The sequence below is a fragment of the Prevotella sp. P4-67 genome (assembly GCF_002251325.1).
Lineage (GTDB): Bacteria > Bacteroidota > Bacteroidia > Bacteroidales > Bacteroidaceae > Prevotella.
This window is the reverse complement of the sequence record NZ_NPJL01000039.1, coordinates 58,548-79,326: the sequence shown is the minus strand read 5'-3', so window position 1 is coordinate 79,326 and position 20,779 is coordinate 58,548. Positions and strand designations below refer to the sequence as shown.

Below are 20,779 nucleotides of genomic sequence, written 5' to 3'. Positions count from 1 at the left end.
TATAAATAATTTATGAGAACGGACAACAAAACGCCATAATCTTTGTGCCCGATGTCGTGGCTGCCGCATTGGGCTGCACGTTGGAGCTGTACAGCGCATGGTCTTCCGCAGTCAGCGTTTGGTCTTCCGCAGTCAGCGCTTGGTCTTCCGCAGTCAGCGCTTGGTCTTTTGCAGTCAGCGCTTGGTCTTTTGCAGTCAGCGCTTGGTCTTCTGCAGTCAGCGCTTGGTCTTCCGCAGTCAGCGTTTGGTCTTTCGCAGTCAGCCAGACTCGCCGCCAGTCTCTCCCCGTCGCCCTGGCACACGGCATAAAGTGTATACCGTGCCGGCAATTCTCTGCGGCGACCGCGTTGGCGATGGTTTCAAACCCTGAAATGCTGAAATCGTGCTTTGCCATACTCGTTTCGTGCCCCGCATTTACCATTTCGCGCCCTGCAACGCAGATAAACCGCATCACGACGGTTTTCCCTTCGGCCTCCAATGGGCGGTCAGCAACCGACAGCCCCCACAACGCCATGACTGGCACTGTGGGGGCTGGTATCTTAAGGGCGGATAATGCTCCGGTCTATTCCTTCATCAGATTGTCGAAGAAGGAGTCGAGGTCTGAGTCGAGGTCCTTCATCAGGTCGTCGCCAATGATAACGGTATCGTCGTCGGCGAGATACAGGTCGGCTACGGTGTTGCGGTCGTCATCTTCCAGCACAAAACTGAAAGGCTTCATGATGCCCATCTGGTCGATGGTGTCGCTCATGCGCTTCAGCGTGTTGGTGAGCAGGGTGGTGACATGGGTGTAGAAATCGTCGTCGTTGCAGTCTATCCACTGTTCTACCACGCAGCGGTTGAGCTCCATGTCATCGTCGTCGAACGAGACCATCTCGCCGCTCTCAGGCGATACCTTGATGTGTATGTCTGTAATCACCGAGTTCTCGCTGTCAGTGGGAAACTTCTGTGCTGTTTTTCGGATGGCGCGCTCTATCTGTTGCACCGTTTGTTCTGTCGCTTTCATGCCGTAGGCTTTGTATTATTAGTTTTCCAGGGTACCGGCAGGCCGGCTCCATGGTGTTTATCTATATGCAAAGATAATGGATGTGGGATAAAACACAAAGAAAAAACCTAAGTTTTTTATCATTGTATGCAAAAATGGAATGAACAGGCGTGGGAAGGTCATCGTTTAATCAAAGTTTAACGCTCATTTAATGGCCAAAGTGTGTGGCTAAGTCAGAAAAAATAGTTAATTTTGCACACATTATTAATATATGGGCAATGTCGCCATTGCCTTTGTGTTTAGGATTGGTTTGACAACATCAGCAAGTTCATCCCCTAAGTCTGTCAATGCCGTCAGCAAGGAAGGCATAGTAGAACAGATAAGCCCGACAAACGTCAGCGTACGGGTAGTACGGTCGTCGGCTTGTGCCGGATGCGGTCTGTCGGGGCACTGCAACGCATCGGAGTGCAGGGAGACGCTCATCAGCGTACCCGTAGACAGATCGGTAGCCTGCAGCGTGGGCGACAGGGTGAGAGTTGTCACCTCTTCGTCATCGGTCAAGGTGGCTCTGGCATTGGGATTTGCAATGCCGCTGCTCTTGATGATGGCGGTATTTGGCGTCTGTAGGGTGATAGTCGCAAGCAGCGAAATGGCGGCGGCGCTGTACAGTCTGCTGGTTCTTATACCTTATTATATATTACTATACCTCTGCCGTAATATTGTGGGCAGACGTATCCAAATAAGCATTATTGAGAGACTATGAATGAAATGAACTATATTGTAGTGGCGGTGCTGACCCCCGGCGGGGTGGCTTTGCTGGCAGCAGTGGTGCTGTACATCGTGTCGCGCAGGTTTGCCGTCAAGGAAGACCCTCGCGTCAAGGACGTGCAGGAGTGTCTGCCTGGTGCCAACTGTGGCGGTTGTGGCTTTGCCGGATGTGCAGCCTTGGCAGAAGCGCTGGTCAAAGGCGCCGACAAGGGAAGTCTGGACGGACTGCGCTGTCCTGTAGGTGGCGACGAGGCTATGGGCAAGATTGCCGATGTGTTGGGCATAGCTGCCCAGGCTGCCGAACCTATGGTGGCGGTGGTGCGCTGCAACGGCAGTTGCGACAAGCGTGGCAAGGTGGCTGTCTATGAAGGTCTGCACACCTGTGCGGCTGTCAATGCTGCCGGAGCAGGCGAGAGCGGTTGTGGCTATGGCTGTCTGGGCTGTGGCGACTGTGCCGATGCCTGCCAGTTTGGTGGCATCGTCATCAATCCAGCTACCGGACTGCCCGAAGTCGATGAGCAGATGTGTACCGGCTGTGGCAGTTGTGCCAAGGCCTGTCCTCGCCACGTCATCGAACTGCGCAAGAAGGGCCCCAAGGGGCGTCGCGTCTATGTGGGCTGTGTCAACCAAGACCGCGGACCCATAGCCCGCAAGTCGTGTCAGGCTGCCTGCATCGGCTGTGGCAAGTGCGAGAAGGTCTGTCCCTTTGGCGCCATCACTGTAGAGAACAATCTGTCGTATATCGACTACAACAAATGCCGTATGTGTACCAAGTGTGTGGCTGAGTGTCCTACCGGTGCCATCGTCAAAGTCAATTTCCCCATAAAGAAGAAGGAGGCAGAAGCATGAAACTGCATACATTCAAGATAGGTGGCGTGCACCCGGCTGAGCACAAAATCACTGCCGACGTGGCCACCGTCCAGGCGCCGCTGCCCACAGAGGCCATATTCCCCCTCTCACAGCATATCGGCGCACCCGCCAAGGCTGTGGTAGCCAAGGGCGACAAGGTGAAGGTGGGTACGCTCATCGCCGAAGCCGGCGGATTTGTGTCGGCGCCCATCTATTCATCGGTATCGGGTACGGTGACCCGCATAGATAGCGTCGTCGATGCCACGGGCTACCGCCATCCCGCCATCATCATCAAGGTAGAGGGCGACGAGTGGGAAGAAACGATAGACCGCAGCGCGGCGCTCGAAACCCTGGACAAACACCCCGAACTCACTGCCGAAGAGATCGTGGCCCGCGTGAAGTGGGGCGGTATTACGGGTATGGGTGGTGCCGGCTTCCCCTGTCATGTCAAGCTCTGTCCACCGCCTACTGCCAAGGCAGAGTGCGTGATACTTAACGGCGTGGAGTGTGAACCCTACATCACGTCGGACTATCGGCTCATGCTGGAGCATGCCGACGAGATACTGGTGGGTCTCGACCTGCTGATGCGCGCTGCCCACGTAGAGCGTGGCTATATAGGTATCGAGGAAAACAAGCCCGACGCCATCCGTCTCTTGCAAGAGAAGACTGCCAACAGGCAAGATATAAAGATTGTGCCGCTGAAGATGAAGTACCCGCAGGGTGGCGAGAAGCAGCTGGTCGATGCCGTCATCAACAGACAGGTTCCGGCGCCGCCTGCCATCCCCGTCAGTGTGGGTGCCATCGTGCAGAACGTGGCCACGGCTTATGCCGTCTATCAGGCGGTGATGAAGCACAAGCCTCTCTTCGAACGCTATACCACGGTGTCGGGTCTGGCTATGGGCAAGTCGGCCAACTATCTGGTGCGCATGGGCACCCCCTTTGCCCAACTGGTGGACCTCTGCGGCGGTCTGCCCGAGGGCGACAACAAGGTGCTGGCCGGCGGACCCATGATGGGTAAGGCTGTAGCCTCGCTCGATGTGCCCGTATGCAAGGGTACCAATGCCGTGACCGTGCTCAGTGGCAGCGACGCCCATCGCGGCAAGGTGCAGCCCTGCATCCGTTGCGGCAAGTGTGTCGAGGTATGTCCTATGGGTCTCGAGCCCTATCTGCTCGCTACGCTCTCTGCCAACGATATGTACGACCGTGCCGAGCAAGAACAGATAGTATCGTGCATATCCTGCGGCAGCTGCCAGTTTACCTGTCCGTCACACCGGCCTATCCTCGACAACATCGTAATCGGCAAGGGTAGGGTGATGGCCAATATCAAATCACGTAATCAGAAGAAATAAGATAATGAGTAAATTGATAATATCCCTTTCGCCCCACGCCCACGGCGGCGACAGCGTAGAGCGCAATATGTATAATGTGCTGATAGCGCTGGTGCCGGCCCTGCTGGTGTCGTTCTATTACTTCGGGCTGGGCTCGGTGGTAGTCTGTTCGGTAAGCGTGGCGGCCTGTGTCTTCTTTGAGTGGGCGATAACACGCTATATGCTGCGCCGCCCCACCACGCTGCTCGACGGGTCGGCCTGCATCACGGGTCTGCTGCTGGGCATGAACCTGCCCAGCAATTTCCCCATCTGGATGATTATCGTGGGCGCACTGGTAGCCATCGGCATCGGCAAGATGACCTTTGGCGGACTGGGTTGCAACCCCTTCAATCCTGCCATCGTGGGTCGCTGTTTCCTCCTGGTCAGCTTTCCGGCAGCCATGACGTCATGGCCAGTGGCAGGACAGCAGATGGCGTACACCGATGCAGTGACTGGAGCCACTCCGCTGAGCCTGATGAAGACCGCCATCAAGACTGGCGACGTAAGCGTGTTGCAGGGCTTGCCCGACACGGTCGACATGTTGCTGGGCAATGTGGCCAATGGCTATGGAGCAGGCACCATAGGCGAGGTGTGTGCCCTGGCGCTGATAGCCGGACTGATATGGATGCTCTGGCGCCGCGTCATTACCTGGCATATCCCCGTTACCATTCTGGCCACCGTCTTCGTGCTGAGCGGGGCGTTGCATGCGGCCAATCCGGTCTACGCCCATCCTATGGCAGTGGTGCTGAGTGGCGGACTGATGCTGGGTGCCATCTTTATGGCTACCGACTACGTCACCTCGCCCATGACCCATCGCGGGCAGGTCATCTATGCCGTGGGCATAGGTGTGCTCACCGTGGTGATACGCAACTGGGGCAGCTATCCCGAGGGTATGTCGTTTGCCATACTCATCATGAATGCCTTTACGCCCCTCATCAACTTTTATGTCAAACCTAAACGATTTGGGGAGGTAAGCCGATGAAGAAGATGGAATCGACACTCACCAACATGATAGTGGTGCTGGTGGGAGTGGCACTGGTGACAGGATGTCTGCTGGCAGTGGTCAACCACATCACAGAGGGTCCGAAGGCTGCGCAGAAGACTCTGGCTCTGGCTGAGGGCATACGCACCGTGATGGGAAGCAGCGACGTGACGGTGAGCAAGACAGACACCGTATGTATGACGGTCAACGGCAAACCGACGGAACTGATAGTGCATCGTGTGGCTGGCGGCGGTGCTGCCGTGGAGAGCCAGACGATGGGATTTGGCGGTGACTTGCGTGTGCTGGTGGGCTTTGCCGATGACGGCACCATCACCGGTTATACCGTATTGCAGCACGCTGAGACGCCAGGACTTGGCGCCAAGGCTGCCACGTGGTTTCAGAAAGACGGCAAGGGAAACATCATCGGCAAGAAGGCCGTGAAGCCACTCGCCGTGAGCAAGGACGGAGGTGAGGTAGACGCCATCACCGCCTCGACCATCACCTCGAGAGCCTTCCTGAAAGCCGTAAACCAGGCGTATGCCGCCTATATGCAGCAGTCTGCCGACGCCCACACCGGCGCAACCAAAATAAAGAAAGGATAGACAACGATGAATCTACTCAATATAATCAAAAACGGCATCATCAAGGAGAATGCCACATTCGTATTGCTCTTGGGCATGTGTCCCACACTGGCTACCACCACAAGTGCTACCAACGGACTGATGATGGGTCTGGCCACGATGGCAGTGCTGATATGTACCAACTTTGTCATCTCTTGCATCAAGAACATCACCCCCGACAAGGTGCGCATACCTGTCTTCGTAGTGGTCATCGCTACCTTCGTCACCATTCTCCAGATGTTTATCGAGGCTTATCTGCCCGATGTCAACAAGAGTCTGGGCATCTATATCCCGCTGATTGTGGTCAACTGTGTGATATTGGGCCGTGCCGAAGCCTTCGCCTGCAAGAACACTCCGCTGGCGAGCATCGCCGACGGTGTGGGTATCGGTCTGGGCTTTGCCCTGGCACTGACTCTGCTCGGTGCCGTGCGTGAAATTCTGGGCGCAGGGTCGCTCTTCGGTTGTGCCCTCTTGCCCGAGACTACCAATATCCTGCTCTTTGTGCTTCCTCCGGGTGCATTCATCACCTTGGGTTATCTTGTCGCAGTGTTCAACCATTTCAAAAAGGCATAGACTATGGAATATATCCTGATATTCATCTCGGCGATATTCGTCAACAACATCATTCTCTCCCAGTTCTTGGGCATCTGTCCGTTCCTGGGTGTCTCCAAGAAGATAGACACCGCTCTGGGCATGGGTATGGCAGTGGCCTTTGTGCTCACGCTGGCTACCATCGTGACCTATCTTATCCAGTATGGACTGCTTGTGCCGCTCGGGTTGCAGTATCTGCAGACGCTGGCCTTCATTCTGGTCATCGCGGCACTGGTGCAGATGGTTGAAATCATCCTGCGTAAGGTTTCGCCCGCCCTCTATCAGGCATTGGGCATCTTCTTGCCACTCATCACGACCAACTGTGCGGTGCTGGGTGTGGCCATCCTCGTCATTCAGAAAGACTATACGCTGGCGGAGAGCATCGCCTATGCTTTCTCTACCGCATTGGGCTTTGCCCTGGCGCTCACCGTCTTTGCCGGAATGAGAGAGCAGATGGCTCTGGTGCAGATACCCAAGGGCATGCGTGGTATGGCCATCGTGCTCGTGGCAGCCGGCCTGCTGAGTCTCGCATTTATGGGCTTCGGCGGCGTGGATAGCGGTCTGAAGGCCGCATTGGGGCTCGAATAAACGGTAGAATAACGATTATTTATCATAACATCAAACAATATGAAACAGACAATTCTGGTAACAGGTGGTACTGGCTTTATCGGCTCTCATACCACAGTTGAACTGCAGCAGGCAGGCTACAAGGTAGTTGTAGTAGACAATCTGTCTAACTCCAATGAGAAAGTGCTCGACGGTATTGAGAAAATCACAGGCATCCGTCCTGCCTTTGAGAAGGTTGACCTCCGTGACAAGGAGGCTACAGAGAAGGTGTTTGAGAAATACCCTGACATCGAGGGTATCATCCATTTCGCCGCTTCCAAGGCAGTGGGTGAGAGTGTGCAGAAGCCTTTGCTCTATTATCACAACAATATCATCTCGCTGGTCAACCTGCTGGAACTCATGCCTAAGTATAATGTCAAGGGCATCATCTTCTCTTCTTCATGCACCGTATACGGTCAGCCCAAGCCCGAGAATCTGCCTGTTACCGAGCAGGCTCCTCACCAGAAGGCTACCTCGCCTTATGGCAATACCAAGGAGGTGAACGAGCAGATTATCCTCGACGATATCAACAGTGGCGCTCCCATCAAGAGCATCGTGCTGCGCTACTTCAATCCTATCGGTGCCCACCCATCGGCTCTCATCGGCGAGTTGCCCAATGGTGTGCCCAACAACCTCATCCCCTTTGTCACTCAGACCGCTATCGGTGTACGCGAGCAGCTCACCATCTTCGGCAACGACTATAACACTCCCGACGGTACCTGTATCCGCGACTATATCTATGTAGTGGATCTGGCCAAGGCCCATGTGGCTGCTATGGCGCGCGTGCTTGACAAGGAAACCGAGCCTATCGAGTATTTCAATATCGGTACAGGTAAGGGCAATTCTACCCTCGAGATTGTCGAGGCTTTTGAGCGTGCCACCGGCGTGAAGCTCAACTGGAAGTATGGTCCTCGTCGTGAAGGCGATATCGAGAAGATTTGGGGCGACTGTTCCCACGCCAATGAGGTGCTGGGTTGGAAGGCCGATACTCCTCTTGATGACGTCATGCGCAGTGCATGGAACTGGCAGCTCAAGCTCCGTGAAGACGGCGTGATGTAATAACTCTACGGGATAGACTCGTCCCTATATATTGCTTCTATACGATGATGCCTTGTCATTGTATAGAAGCAATTTTCATTTGTTGGTTGCCACAACTCGGCAATCCATTACGATGGTACGGGAACTCGGCGATGCTGTCATTATCATCATGGAGATAGGATGGGGTAGCGTCATTGTGATGCATACAAACGATAATAGGCTGACTTCCTTGCGGAAATCAGCCTATATCAATTTCTTTTCCGGTGAAGAATTAAGCCTCAGCGGGAGCCTCTTCGGTAGCTTCAGCCTGAGCAGCAGCCTCGGCCTCAGCCTTGGCAGCAGCCTCAGCAGCCTTCTTGTCAGCTACTTTCTTGGCGATAGCCTCGTTAATCTTCTTCTCCTGCTCGAGCTCCTTGGCAGCAGCTTCCTTCTTACCCTTTGCTACGTTCTCACGAGTAGTAGTGGTCTTCTGGTCCTTGCCCTGCTTCCAGGCCTCAAACTTCTGCTGCATAGCAGCTTCGTCGAATGCGCCCTTCTTTACGCCACCTTTGAGGTGCTTCATCAGGTAAACGCCCTCGCCCTTGAGGATGTTGCGAGCTGTGTCGGTGGGCTGTGCGCCAACCTCTACCCAGTAGAGTGCACGCTCGAAATTCAAATCTACAGTTGCAGGATTGGTGTTAGGATTGTAAGTACCAATCTTCTCAGTAAATCTACCATCACGTGGTGCTCTTGCGTCAGCGATAATGATGCTGTAGAAAGCATAGCCTTTACGACCGCCGCGCTGTAATCTGATCTTTGTTGCCATTTTTAATGTAAAATTATGATTAGGTTTGAATTTTATTGCTGCCATCACGTGACAGCGGGTGCAAAGGTACTACATCTTTTTGGAAAACGAAAGAAAATTAGTGGAAAAGTGATGGTTTTCATCGTATTTTTGTCTATTTGGGCTTTATGATTGCTGGGTTTGTGGCTATCAAGGCGGTTGTTGCGCGTGTTTTGAGTCATATCACTCGTAGCTGCTGGGGTAGGGCAATCAGCAGTCATCACTTTTCCTGCATCCCTATACCTTATTATATATATAAGGAGCAAGCGCAACACGGCAATATGATTTTATGGAGCATCCAGATGGCTGTGGCACGTTTTTTGCAAATGATTAAAGTGAACGAAACTTTATAAAATACATATAACTATGCAAAAAGGTAATATCGGAGTAACGACAGAGAACATATTCCCTGTCATCAAGAAGTTCCTCTATTCTGATCACGAGATCTTCCTTCGTGAAATGGTTTCCAATGCGGTAGACGCTACCCAGAAGCTGAAGACCCTGGCTGCCCAGGGTGATTTCAAGGGCGAGATGGGTGACCTCACCGTGCATGTAAACCTGGATAAGGACAAGGGTACGCTCACCATCAGCGACCGCGGTATCGGTATGACTGCCGACGAGGTTGACCGCTATATCAATCAGATAGCCTTCTCTGGCGTCAACGACTTCATGGAGAAGTACAAGGACAAGGCCAATGCCATCATCGGTCATTTCGGTTTGGGTTTCTACTCTGCTTTCATGGTAAGCAAGAAGGTAGAGATTGTTACCCGCAGCTACAAGGATGACGCCAAGGCCGTGAAATGGTCTTGCGACGGCAGCCCTTCATATACACTGGAAGAAACAGAGAAGGAAGACCGTGGTTCTGACATCATCCTCTACATCGACGACGACTGCAAGGAATTCCTGGAGAAGGCCCGCATCGAGTCGCTGCTCAACAAGTACTGCAAGTTCCTGGCTGTGCCCGTAGCCTTTGGCAAGAAGACCGAGTGGAAGGACGGCAAGCAGGTGGAGACTGCCGAGGACAATATCATCAACGACGTGGAGCCTCTCTGGACCGCTACCCCAAGTCAGTTGAAGGACGAGGACTACAAGAAGTTCTATCGCACGCTCTATCCCATGCACGATGAGCCCCTCTTCTGGATCCATCTGAATGTAGATTATCCCTTCCATCTTACTGGTATTCTCTATTTCCCACGCATCAAGAGCAATATAGAACTCCAGCGCAACAAGATACAGCTCTACTGCAACCAGGTGTTTGTGACCGATCAGGTCGAAGGCATCGTGCCCGACTTCCTCACTCTCCTGCATGGTGTGATTGACTCTCCCGACATCCCCCTCAACGTAAGCCGAAGCTATCTACAGAGTGATGCCAACGTGAAGAAGATCTCTACCTACATCACCAAGAAGGTGGCAGACCGTCTGCAGTCGCTCTTCAAGGCCGACCGCAAGGCTTTTGAGGAGAAATGGGACGACTTGAAGCTCTTCATCAACTACGGCATGCTGTCGCAGGAAGATTTCTATGACCGCGCCAAGGACTTTGCCTTGATGAAGGACACCGACGGCAAGTACTTCACCTTCGAGGAGTACAAGACCCTCATCAAGGACAACCAGACCGACAAGGATGGCAATCTGGTATATCTCTACGCCAACGACGCCACCGAGCAGTATTCATATATCGAGGCTGCCAAGGCCAAGGGTTACAGCGTGCTGCTGATGGACGGTGAACTCGATACTCCTGCCATCTCCATGTTGGAGCAGAAGTTTGAGAAGAGCCGCTTCACACGTGTCGATGCCGACATCGCCGACCGTCTTATCACCAAGGACGACGAGAAGAAGAACGAGCTGGGCGAGGATGAGAGCGCCAAGCTGTCAGATGTCTTCAAGACCCAGATGCCCAAGATAGACAAGGCCGAGTTCATGGTCGAGGTCCAGCCTATGGGCGAGAATGGACAGCCTGTACTCGTCACCCAGAATGAATATATGCGTCGTATGAAGGAGACCAGCAAGTATCAGCCTGGCATGAGTTTCTATATGCAGATGCCTGATTCGTATATGGTAGTACTCAACAGCGACCATCCGCTCATCAAGCGTGTACTTGACGAGACCGACAAGGCTACCGCAGATGCTCTGAAGCCGGTTGAGGCCGAATTGCGTGGTCAGGAAGCTCGTCTGGCTGCCATCAATCAGAGCCAGAGTGGCAAGAAAGACGAGGAAATCAGCCAGGAGGAGAAGGACGACAAGGCCAATACGCAGAAGGCCATCAACGACCAGCGCGCCAAGAAGACCCAGATTCTGGGCGAATACGCTGCTGGCAATGAGGTGGTACATCAGCTCATCGACTTGGCATTGCTCCAGAACGGCATGCTGAAGGGACAGCGTCTGAATGACTTCCTCAAGCGTTCGGTTGACCTGATTAAGTAATCGAATTATCTATATTTCTTTTTAGAGAGTCGTATCTGTAGTGGATACGACTCTTTTTTTTAGGTTCGCCGTGGTCACCAGGGCGCAGATTGTCGTTTCCGGTCTCTGGGTGCAGTTCCTATGTGGCGAAGCCAGGTTGCGCTCGGCAGACATGGCCCGGGCAGTCATTATCGCCAAATATGGGGTAAAATATGGCCGAAAACAGGAAAAATGCAGTTTTTTGAAAAATAATTGGGGAAATGTTTGGCGGTATAGGAAAAACTCTGTACCTTTGCACTCGCAATTAAGGAACAAGGTTAGCCTACTACTTAAGAAGCAAAGAACGGAATGGTTCCGTAGCTCAACTGAATAGAGCATCTGACTACGGATCAGAAGGTTGTGGGTTTGAATCCCGCCGGAATCACCACTAAGGACTGAGGTTTTCTCAGTCCTTTTTTTATGTCCGCACGCAAGGCCGCATTTCTTCTTTTTGGGGTGGCCGCCGTTGTTGTCATTGTGTCATGTGCCACAAGCGAAATAGCAAATATTGCAGGCGCGGTATTGGCTTAATTGTGTAATTTTGCAACAGTAATACTTAACAATACCAAACCTAATGCGAAAAATCAATACATTGCTGACTATCTGTGCGGCGGCGTCGATGCTCCATGCGCAGCCCCGCATCAACCCCGATGATTACAAGATAGACGCTGCCGACGTGCAGCGTGCCGAGAAGCTCATTGCCGCTCCGGTGCCCGACGACGTGGTGATGCCTACGCGCCATCCTGACGCCCAGTGGTACCCTGGCGCGGCGCTCGGCCTGTTTATGCACTGGGGCATACACAGTGTCGACGGCATCCAGCCGTCCTGGAACATGATAAAGCACTACCGCTATGGCGGCAAGCGTTATCACAGTCCCAAGCGTTATTACCGGCTTGCCCGCAAGTTCAAGCCCACCATTCTTCCCGACAGTTTCCTCACGGCAGCCCATGACGCCGGGTTCACCTATGCCGTGCTTACCACCCGTCACCACGACGGCTATGCCCTCTGGCCATCCAAGTATGGTATAGGCGTGCGCCACGACTTGCCCGGCCGCGACCTCGTGCGCGAGTATGTCGATGCGTGTCGTGCCGCCGGACTCAAGGTGGGCCTTTACTTTTCGCCCCGCGACTGGCATTATCCTGAGGCAATGGCGCCATGTGAGTTTAATGTCAGAACCCGAAGCAAGGTACCAGCCATAACCGACAGCGTGGCCAATCGCGCGAAGTATGTAAGGTTTGTGGGATATGTGATGCGCCAGCTGGAAGAACTGCTGACGGGCTATGGCAAGATAGATCTGCTGTGGCTCGACGGTATGGGGTGGCGTGGCATCGCTGAGAACAACACCGAGAAGATATACAGTTGGATCAGAACCATGCAGCCCGGTATCGTCATCAACGACAGATGGGCCAACCTGGTAGATCCCGACAACCCCGATGGAACCAGCGTGCGCATAGGCGACCTCACCACGCCCTTTGAGTGTGGCGAGCCTACCTATATCCCATCGCCCTGGTGGGAGGTGCAGGACCTGTGGACCTATGGTGGCGGCTGGGGCTACGACCGCAAGGAGAAGTTCCGCCCTATGGCCTGGTTCTTCAACCGCTTGGCTCAGGCGCGTTCCCTTGGTGGCAACTTCTTGGTCAATGTGGGTCCCCGGCCCGACGGCGACATGCCGCGGGAGTTCTATGCCAAGATGGACAGTCTGTCGCAGTGGATGGAGTATGGTCGCGAGTCAATCTTCGGCACCGGCATCACGCCCGGCCCCGAGCTCTGCAACGTCAAGCTCACCTCGCGCGGCAGCGATACGCTCTATGCCCATGTAATGCCAAAGGGCAGCAACCAGGTCAACCTGATTACTGCCCGTAAGCCTGCCAGTGTCACTGTCTTGCGCACTGGCCAGAAGTTATCGTTTATCTATCGCGACGGCCACCTTTACTTTGCGGTGCCCAAGGAGCAGCGTCTGCCCATGGACGAGGTGGTGCGCATCTTGTTTTAGACTATGCCCTGTGCCATCATGGCTCGTGCAACCTTGAGGAAGCCGGCTATGTTGGCACCCTTCACGTAGTTGATGTAGCCATCGGCCTGTGTACCATATTTCACACAGTTGGCGTGGATGTCGTTCATGATTTCGCGCAGCTTGGCATCCACCTCCTCGCGCGACCAGCGCAGACGCTCCGAGTTCTGCGTCATCTCCAGTCCCGATACTGCCACACCGCCGGCATTGCTTGCCTTGCCGGGGCAGTAGAGGATTTTGGCATCCTGGAACACCTTGATGGCCTCGGGAGTGGTGGGCATGTTGGCGCCCTCGGTTACGGCTATCACGCCGTTGGCCACCAGTGCCTGCGCAGCCTCTTCGTTGATTTCGTTCTGGGTGGCACAGGGTGTGGCGATGTCGGCCTTCTCAAACCAAGGCTTGGCGCCCTCCACGTATTTCACGCCGTACTTCTCGGCATATTCGCGTATGCGGCCACGCTCTATATTCTTGAGTTCCATGATGTAGTCGAGCTTCTCGCGGTCTATTCCGTCGGGGTCGTAGATATATCCGTCCGAGTCAGAACAGGTGACGGGCTTGGCGCCGAGCTCGAGCAGTTTCTCCATAGTATATTGTGCCACGTTGCCCGAACCCGATACGAGCACCGTCTTGCCGGCGAGCTCTATGTTGCGCGTCTTCAGCATGTTCTCGAGGAAGTAGATGTTGCCGTAGCCCGTGGCTTCGGGACGGATGCGCGAACCGCCAAACTCCTGACCCTTTCCTGTGAGGATGCCACAGAACTGATGGGTTAGCTTCTTGTACATACCAAACATATAGCCCACCTCGCGGCCACCCACGCCGATGTCACCTGCCGGAACGTCTTCGTCGGGACCGATGTGGCGGTAGAGTTCGAGCATGAAAGCCTGGCAGAACCTCATCACCTCGGCATTGCTCTTGCCGCGGGGCGAGAAGTCGCTGCCGCCTTTGCCGCCGCCCATAGGCAGGGTAGTGAGCGAGTTCTTGAAAGTCTGCTCAAAAGCAAGAAACTTGAGAATAGACTGGTTTACCGATGAGTGGAAACGAATGCCGCCTTTGTAGGGGCCGATGGCGTTGTTGTGCTGGACGCGGTAACCCATGTTGGTCTGCACATTGCCTTTGTCGTCGACCCAGTTTACGCGAAACTGGATGATGCGATCCGGAACACAAAGGCGCTCGATGAGGTTGGCCCTGTCAAATTCGGGGTGCTTGTTGTATTCATCCTCAATGGTGGCCAAAACCTGGCTGACAGCCTGGATATACTCAGGCTCATTTGGAAATCTTCTCTTAAGATTTTCCACAACATCCGTAGCTTTCATTCTGTTAATGTTTTAAGTAAAAATGTTAACCTTGATACAATTTCTCTCAATCTTTTGGGCAAAGTTATACATTTTTACTTAAAAACCGCACAAATTGTAATGAAATTTACGAAAAATGTTGAAAAAAGTAAGGATTGTCATCATTATCCCCACTTCTTCCAACCATTATGCCGCTAAGTCTGCAGCCGTTTCTACGACCGTTGCCAGTCATCAGTCTTCGTACAGATAGAAGAAACGCTCCATCATCTGCCACTTCTCGTCAGAGGTATCGCCCTCCTTGCACTTTTGGAAACGGCCGACAAAGTTTTCCCACTCCTGCTGGCGAGGCAGCTGGGCAAGTCTGGCCATAGCCTTGTCCCAGTCGAAGTCGAGGGGAGTCTCTACGATCATCACCTCGCGCGTACCTATAATATATAGTTCCATCTCCAGGATGCCTACTTCCTGTATTCCCTGCTTGATTTCGGGCCAGAAGTCCTCGCGCGAATGAGCTTTCCGATAGCTTGCCAGCGACTCAGGGTCGTCCTTGAGCTCCAAAATCTGAACATAACGCTTTACGGGTTGGCCGAAGCGCTTTACGATATATCCTTCCGTCATCATAGTTGTTGTTATGTAGTTATTAATTGCCTTTTATTGATATAACGCAAGTCCTCGATTTTTATTTTGACCGAGGTCAACAAAAGTGGGATTTCATACCATTTTAGTGCGAATTGTTTGGACTGTGTGCGCAAACAGCGTAACTTTGCACTCGATAACAAAAGGATAACATTAACAACTTAAAAAAGAAAGGTAAAAAGATTATGTTGACATTAGGATTTGTAATGATTATCGCAGTCGCTTTGGTTAAGGCCATCAGTTTGGGTCACAACCTCGACATGGGCAAGTAAGCCCCTTGCGAAGAAAGGTAAAACACCATTGGTGTTACAATTATAATAATTTAGGTGGAAAAGGCCTGGTTTTGAAAGAAACCGGGCCTTTTTTGTCAAATTTCTATGGCCTGATATGTTGATTATTCTTACCTTTGTATCCGATTTCGGCATGTGGCCGGACTTTTTCTCTACAAACAATTAACAAACAATAAAACAAGTTACAATGAAAAGATTGATTTCTTTCTTGATGATGGTCTTTGCCTGCACCGCGACTTTCGCCCAGGTAGAGCGGCCCAAGCTCGTGGTAGGCTTCGTGGTCGACCAGATGAGATGGGATTACCTCTATTATTATAATGACCAGTTTGGCGAAGGCGGCTTCAAGCGCCTGCTGCGCGAAGGTTTCAGCTGCGAGAACACCATGATCAACTATGTGCCCACCGTTACCGCCATCGGCCATTCATGTATCTATACTGGCTCAGTGCCCGGCCTCAACGGCATCGCCGGCAACGATTTTATGATTGCCGGCAAGAAGATGTACTGCGTGTCCGACTCCACCGTGCATAGCGTGGGCTCGTCGAGCAGAGAGGGCAAGATGTCGCCCCGCAACCTCCTTGCCACAGGCATCGGCGATATGCTCAAGATAGCCACCGACTACAAGGCCAAGGTCTTTGGCGTTGCGCTCAAGGACCGCGCAGCCATCCTGCCCGCAGGCCATGCTGCCGACGCCGCCTACTGGTGGGACACCTCGGCAGGACACTTCATCTCCAGCTCCTATTATATGGACAAGCTGCCCGAGTGGGTCAACCGCTTCAACAAGACCGTGCGCGTGAAGCCTGGTACCGACATCAAGTGCAGCCCCGAGGGTGTCACCAAGACTTTCCAGATGGCCAAAGCCGTGCTCGACAATGAGCAGCTGGGTCAGGACGATGTCACCGACATGCTCGCCATCAGCATCTCTTCGACCGACATCATCGGCCATGCCTATGGCACCCGTGGCGCCGAGAATAAGGCTGCCTATATGCGTACCGATGCCGAGTTGGCAGACTTCCTCGCCTATCTCGACCAGAAGGTGGGCAAGGGCAACTACCTCTTCTTCCTCTCCGCCGACCACGGTGGCATGCACAACGCCAATGTGATGAAGGAGCACAAGATACCCGCCGACGGCTATGCCGCATGGAACGAAATCAAGTCGCTCAACGAGGCCTTCCGCACCAAGTATGGCATCGAGACCGTGGCGCTCATGGCCAATGCCAACCGCATCTACCTCGACCACGCTGCCATCGCCAAGGCAGGACTCCAGCTCGACGCCGTGAAGAAAGAGGCTGCCGACTTCCTGGCCCGCAACCCCAAGGTACACATGGTAGTCGACTATGCCAATGCCGTCAACACCAGTCTACCACAGCTCATCCGCGAGCGCATCGTCAACGGATGGAACCCCGAGCGCAGCGGCGACCTCTTTGTGGTGCCCAAGCCCCATCATGTCGATGGCGTGGTTACCCCCGAATACCGCGGCACCAGCCACGGCGTGTGGAACCCCTACGACTCACACATCCCCATGGTATTTATGGGATGGAAGGTGCCCCACGGACAGACCTCCACACCTACCCGCATCGTCGATATCGCCCCCACCGTGTGCGAGATGCTGCATATCCAGATGCCCAACGCCTGCATAGGCGACGCTGTCAACGAGATAGTTAATCCCAAATAATCCCTGTTTTAGTTTCACCCCATCAAGCCACTCACCCATGCCGTGAGTGGCTTTTTTCATGCCCGCTGCCGTAGACCTGTCTGCCCCTGTCTTCGAGCCGTCAGTTCCCGACCTCTACGCCGATATTCCCGGTCTTCATTCTGTCATTCCCCGATCCGCCACGCATGTCCACAACTTCTCCGCCACCACCCCTAAGTTTATCTCAAAGCATGAAATGCAGAAATCATGGCGCGCAATAATCAAAGCAAACCACGAAACAATAAAATCCAACCACGAAATACTTCCCAAAGCCATCATCACCACCTCTTTCCGTGTGGTGGGATGGGGGAGTGGGGCGGCGGGAATGATGGTTGTAGTGACGACAAAGCCCAGGACTGTGGGGAAAAATCCTCGACAGTCCTGGGCTGTTATCCTCTTGGTCTCGCCTTGCGGCAGAGGGCCATTGCTTAATAGTTCTCGGCCTTGAGCTCGAAGTAGCTCTGCGGATGGTTGCACACGGGGCATACCTGGGGAGCCTGCTTGCCCACTACCACGTGGCCACAGTTGCGGCATACCCAGATGGCGTCGCCTTCGCGTGAGAATACGAGGGCGTCCTCGATGTTCTTCAGCAGCTTGCGGTAGCGCTCCTCATGGAGTTTCTCGATGGCAGCCACGCCGCGCATCTTGGCAGCTATCTCTGTGAAGCCCTCTTCCTCGGCCTCTTGTGCCATGCGGTCGTACATGTCGGTCCACTCGTAGTTTTCGCCCTCGGCGGCAGCCTTCAGATTGCTTCTGGTATCCTTTACGGCGCCACCTTCAAGGTACTTGAACCACATCTTGGCGTGCTCTTTCTCATTGGCAGCTGTCTCTTCAAAGATGGCAGCTATCTGCTCGAAGCCGTCCTTCTTGGCACGTGATGCGAAATAGGTATATTTGTTGCGAGCCATAGACTCACCTGCGAAAGCCTCCATGAGGTTCTTCTCTGTTTTGGTTCCTTTAAGTTCTTTCATAATCATTTCTGTTTTGTTTGTTATTCTGGATGCAAAGTTAACCATATATCCGACAGCCTCCAAACGTTTTTTTCTATCTGCCCATAGAAAAAATCTATAATAGTGTGCTCTGCCGTTGATTATTTTATTAACTTTGCCCATACAAATGATAATTTTAACGCGTAAATAGGCCATGACATTACAACAGATGGAATATATTGTGGCGGTATATCGGCTTCGCCATTTCGCCCGTGCCGCCGAGCATTGTGGCGTCACCCAGCCCACGCTGAGCGCCATGATACAGAAGTTGGAAACCGAATTGGGCGTGAAGATATTTGAGCGCTCGTCGCAGCAGGTGATACCCACCGAGATAGGCCGCAAGGTGGTAGAGCAGGCATGGAAGGTGCTGGTGAGAGCCAACCGCATCCACGACATCGTGAACGAAGAGCGCCAGTCGCTGGCAGGCACTTTCAGTCTGGGTATCCTGCCCACCATAGCCCCATATCTGCTGCCTCGGTTCTTCACCCGTCTGCAGCGCGAGCACCCCGAGGCCGATATCCGCGTGATGGAGATGAAGACTGCCGACATCAAGCGTGCCCTCAACCGGGGCGAGCTCGACGCCGCCATCCTGGTGAGCCTCGACGATATGGACCACTATGTGCAGACACCGCTCTTCTATGAGCAGTTTCTGGCCTACGTGTCGCGTGGCGATGCCCTCTTCTCCCACAAGGCCATCAAGACCAGCGACCTGAACAACGAGTTCCTATGGCTGCTCGAAGAGGGTCACTGCTTCCGCGACCAGCTGGTCAAGTTCTGCCAACTCAAGTCGGCCGACAGCAGCAAGAAGACCTATTCGCTCGGTAGTATCGAGACCTTCATGCGCATGGTGGAGGGCGGCCAGGGTGTCACCTTCATTCCCGAGCTGGCTCTCGAACAGCTCTCTCCGGCTCAGCACGAACTGGTGCGCCCCTTTGCTCTGCCCATACCTGTGCGCGAGGTGGTGCTGCTTACCACGCGTGCCTTTGTGCGCCACTCGGTGCTCAATCTCATTGCCGACGCCGTGCGCCGCAGCGTGCCCCAACGTATGCTCCAGTTCAATAATACCGAGCAGAGGGTGTAGCCGCAGGCCTGCACCTGATGAAGAAACGATTAAAACAGATGATTATGGAAAATATTGCTGTCCGGTAAAAATCAAAATAGCATAAAATCTCGCCCGAAGCCCAGTAAATCTGACTTCGGGCTTTCTTTTTCCAACAATAAGCCCCCTTAATCGAAAAGATTAGGTGGTGGCGGCGCTTTTTGCGTCTCTTTTTGCAAGAATATCATTCCATGTTTTCTCGGGTTCTTCCATGAAAGCGATAAAATCGACATAGTACATGAGCTTGAATCCAACCATGGTAACAACCAGCGAGAATGCACTGTATCTGTTTCTCACCGTCTTTGGGCTCGTGCGTCTGCCCCATAGCGCATTCCCATTATCGTTATGTGAGTGTATTGTTTTTTTTACTATTATGTTGGCGGTTATGAGAAGCATTGTGCAATTATTCCCGAATAATAGACTGCTTCATCATTTTTTTTTGTACTTTTGTCCTCGTCTTTTAATACATATAGGATGAAAACAGTAAGAAGCATGATGGCGATACTGGCACTGGCCGTATCGATAGAAATGGGGGCACAGGGCATTATACGCCCTAAGACCACGCCTGCTCCGAATGTTACGCATACCACACCCTCAAAGTCTAAGACACAGAAGCGTACGGTGCAGACCCGAAAGAGTGGGCCGTCGCGTAAGCAACTGCTGGATCAGGCTGTACATGATATGGTACGCGTAGAGGGCGGCACCTATACAATGGGACTTACCAAGGGTATGCAGGATGCAGTAGGGTGGGCCTCGCCGGCTCATAGAGTTACGGTAAGCTCTTTCTTTATCAGTAAGTATGAGGTGACTCAGGCGCTGTGGCGTGCCGTCATGGGCAGTAACCCTTCGCGGTTTAAGGGCGACAACAGACCTGTGGAGCATGTGAGTTGGGATGACTGCCAGCTGTTTCTGTCGCGCCTCAGAACACTTACCGGCTACAGTTTCCGTCTGCCCACCGAGGCCGAGTGGGAGTATGCCGCACGCGGTGGTAACAGGTCGCGTGGCTATGTGTTCAGCGGTAGTGACAACCTGAATAATGTGGCCTGGTACAAGGGCAATAGCGACATGACCACCCACGATGTGGGAGGCCTGGAACCCAACGAACTGGGGCTGTATGACATGGCAGGCAATGTGTCTGAGTGGTGCAGCGACTTTATGGGCGACTATACCGCCAGTCTGGCCGTTGACCCCAAAGGACCGGCTACGGGCGATTTCCGCGTGGTGCGTGGCAATTACTGGAATGGTGCGCAGATAGGGTGCTATATATGTGCCCGAGGCTCGGCAGTGCCCGATTCGCGCCATACTACGGGGCTGAGGCTTGCACTGTCAGAGTAGCGTTGCAAAAAGATAGATTATGGAAAAAGAATTTGAAGACTTCTGGACCGCTCATAGCAAACAACTCATTGCGCGAGCCCCCAAGCGCTGGCAGGAAGAGCGAACCCATAGCTTGGGGATGAACACTCTGGGCGACTGGCTGCTCTGGATAGTGCCCGTGGGCGTGGTGGTGTGTCTGATGGATTACAAGTTTGTGGCGAGCAGCCTGGTTAACTTCCTTATCTTGCTCGTCATCTGCGTGGTGTGCGTGGTGGTGTGCCAGATGGTGCGTCCCTATGTCACGGGCAAACGCAGCGTGGCCGAAATAGACAAGGAAATCAAGCAATACTACTACGAGCAGTATCGCCGCGACGGAAAGATAGAACTGTAAGGATG

General features: G+C 53.4%; 21 protein-coding genes and 1 tRNA gene. 15 read left to right on the top strand and 7 right to left on the bottom strand.

All coding sequences use genetic code 11. The annotated features are described in order from the left end of the window. Positions 1–10: 10 nt before the first annotated feature. Both CIK92_RS06335 and CIK92_RS06330 read right to left on the bottom strand, forming a co-directional pair. A complete protein-coding gene (locus CIK92_RS06335; protein WP_144289359.1) occupies positions 11–394 on the bottom strand; it encodes a hypothetical protein in 384 nt (127 codons plus the stop codon). Between the two features lie 168 nt (positions 395–562). Then, the gene (locus tag CIK92_RS06330) at positions 563–1,003 is read right to left on the bottom strand and encodes a hypothetical protein (RefSeq protein ID WP_022310755.1); all 441 of its coding nucleotides are present in this window, start codon (positions 1,001–1,003) and stop codon (positions 563–565) included. Between the two features lie 289 nt (positions 1,004–1,292). Between CIK92_RS06330 and CIK92_RS06325 the strand changes: the two genes are divergently transcribed. The 8 genes from CIK92_RS06325 to galE are packed head-to-tail and all read left to right on the top strand — an operon-like array spanning position 1,293 to position 7,824. Then, positions 1,293–1,745, top strand: coding sequence for a SoxR reducing system RseC family protein (locus tag CIK92_RS06325; protein ID WP_158214748.1), 453 nt, complete (start codon positions 1,293–1,295; stop codon positions 1,743–1,745). Positions 1,746–1,750: 5 nt separating this feature from the next. Continuing rightward, entirely contained in the window at positions 1,751–2,599 is an 849-nt protein-coding gene (locus CIK92_RS06320) for an RnfABCDGE type electron transport complex subunit B (protein WP_094388573.1), read from the top strand. Then, positions 2,596–3,948 (top strand): electron transport complex subunit RsxC, encoded by a 1,353-nt coding sequence (rsxC, locus tag CIK92_RS06315; RefSeq protein ID WP_094388521.1) that lies wholly within the window; start codon positions 2,596–2,598, stop codon positions 3,946–3,948. Before CIK92_RS06320 ends, rsxC begins: the two co-directional genes overlap by 4 nt. Before the next feature lie 4 nt (positions 3,949–3,952). Beyond that, entirely contained in the window at positions 3,953–4,948 is a 996-nt protein-coding gene (locus CIK92_RS06310) for an RnfABCDGE type electron transport complex subunit D (RefSeq protein WP_094388520.1), read from the top strand. Next, positions 4,945–5,550 carry an RnfABCDGE type electron transport complex subunit G gene (locus CIK92_RS06305; RefSeq protein ID WP_094388519.1) on the top strand — a complete coding sequence of 202 codons (606 nt, stop codon included), beginning with the start codon at positions 4,945–4,947 and terminating at the stop codon, positions 5,548–5,550. Before CIK92_RS06310 ends, CIK92_RS06305 begins: the two co-directional genes overlap by 4 nt. Positions 5,551–5,556: 6 nt before the next feature. Continuing rightward, positions 5,557–6,141, top strand: coding sequence for an electron transport complex subunit RsxE (rsxE, locus tag CIK92_RS06300; protein WP_022310748.1), 585 nt, complete (start codon positions 5,557–5,559; stop codon positions 6,139–6,141). 3 nt (positions 6,142–6,144) lie between these two features. Further along, the gene (rsxA, locus tag CIK92_RS06295; RefSeq protein ID WP_022310747.1) at positions 6,145–6,747 is read left to right on the top strand and encodes an electron transport complex subunit RsxA; all 603 of its coding nucleotides are present in this window, start codon (positions 6,145–6,147) and stop codon (positions 6,745–6,747) included. Positions 6,748–6,786: 39 nt separating this feature from the next. Beyond that, positions 6,787–7,824, top strand: a complete 1,038-nt coding sequence (galE, locus tag CIK92_RS06290) for a UDP-glucose 4-epimerase GalE (RefSeq protein WP_022310746.1) — start codon at positions 6,787–6,789, stop codon at positions 7,822–7,824. 250 nt (positions 7,825–8,074) lie between these two features. On the opposite strand, the gene CIK92_RS06285 is transcribed toward galE, so the two are convergent. Next, positions 8,075–8,608, bottom strand: coding sequence for a 30S ribosomal protein S16 (locus CIK92_RS06285; protein ID WP_022310745.1), 534 nt, complete (start codon positions 8,606–8,608; stop codon positions 8,075–8,077). Positions 8,609–8,992: 384 nt separating this feature from the next. Here CIK92_RS06285 and htpG point away from each other — a divergent pair, with 384 nt between their 5' ends. The 3 genes from htpG to CIK92_RS06265 all read left to right on the top strand — a co-directional run bounded on the left by htpG (position 8,993) and on the right by CIK92_RS06265 (position 13,058). Then, entirely contained in the window at positions 8,993–11,047 is a 2,055-nt protein-coding gene (htpG, locus tag CIK92_RS06275) for a molecular chaperone HtpG (protein WP_094388517.1), read from the top strand. A gap of 329 nt (positions 11,048–11,376) precedes the next feature. Further along, positions 11,377–11,453, top strand: a tRNA-Arg gene (locus CIK92_RS06270). Between the two features lie 186 nt (positions 11,454–11,639). Further along, positions 11,640–13,058, top strand: coding sequence for an alpha-L-fucosidase (locus CIK92_RS06265; protein ID WP_094388516.1), 1,419 nt, complete (start codon positions 11,640–11,642; stop codon positions 13,056–13,058). Here CIK92_RS06265 and CIK92_RS06260 read toward each other — a convergent pair. Continuing rightward, entirely contained in the window at positions 13,055–14,389 is a 1,335-nt protein-coding gene (locus CIK92_RS06260; RefSeq protein WP_094385996.1) for an NADP-specific glutamate dehydrogenase, read from the bottom strand. The genes CIK92_RS06265 and CIK92_RS06260 overlap by 4 nt on opposite strands. Positions 14,390–14,599: 210 nt before the next feature. Next, positions 14,600–14,986: an L-rhamnose mutarotase gene (locus CIK92_RS06255; protein ID WP_094385998.1), complete on the bottom strand. Its 387-nt coding sequence runs from the start codon at positions 14,984–14,986 to the stop codon at positions 14,600–14,602. A gap of 492 nt (positions 14,987–15,478) precedes the next feature. Here CIK92_RS06255 and CIK92_RS06250 point away from each other — a divergent pair, with 492 nt between their 5' ends. Further along, positions 15,479–16,963 carry an alkaline phosphatase family protein gene (locus CIK92_RS06250; RefSeq protein WP_094388515.1) on the top strand — a complete coding sequence of 495 codons (1,485 nt, stop codon included), beginning with the start codon at positions 15,479–15,481 and terminating at the stop codon, positions 16,961–16,963. A gap of 446 nt (positions 16,964–17,409) precedes the next feature. Here CIK92_RS06250 and rbr read toward each other — a convergent pair whose 3' ends face one another. Then, positions 17,410–17,952 (bottom strand): rubrerythrin, encoded by a 543-nt coding sequence (gene rbr / locus CIK92_RS06245; protein WP_094388572.1) that lies wholly within the window; start codon positions 17,950–17,952, stop codon positions 17,410–17,412. A gap of 172 nt (positions 17,953–18,124) precedes the next feature. Here rbr and CIK92_RS06240 point away from each other — a divergent pair, with 172 nt between their 5' ends. Then, complete coding sequence (locus CIK92_RS06240; RefSeq protein WP_022310737.1) at positions 18,125–19,051, top strand: hydrogen peroxide-inducible genes activator; 927 nt, start codon at positions 18,125–18,127, stop codon at positions 19,049–19,051. 159 nt (positions 19,052–19,210) lie between these two features. On the opposite strand, the gene CIK92_RS13750 is transcribed toward CIK92_RS06240, so the two are convergent. Then, positions 19,211–19,366, bottom strand: coding sequence for a hypothetical protein (locus tag CIK92_RS13750; RefSeq protein WP_158214747.1), 156 nt, complete (start codon positions 19,364–19,366; stop codon positions 19,211–19,213). A gap of 177 nt (positions 19,367–19,543) precedes the next feature. Between CIK92_RS13750 and CIK92_RS06230 the strand changes: the two genes are divergently transcribed. Further along, a complete protein-coding gene (locus CIK92_RS06230; RefSeq protein ID WP_094388514.1) occupies positions 19,544–20,404 on the top strand; it encodes a formylglycine-generating enzyme family protein in 861 nt (286 codons plus the stop codon). A 19-nt stretch (positions 20,405–20,423) separates the two neighbouring features. Beyond that, positions 20,424–20,774, top strand: a complete 351-nt coding sequence (locus CIK92_RS06225) for a hypothetical protein (protein WP_094388513.1) — start codon at positions 20,424–20,426, stop codon at positions 20,772–20,774. The last annotated feature ends 5 nt before the right edge of the window (positions 20,775–20,779 follow it).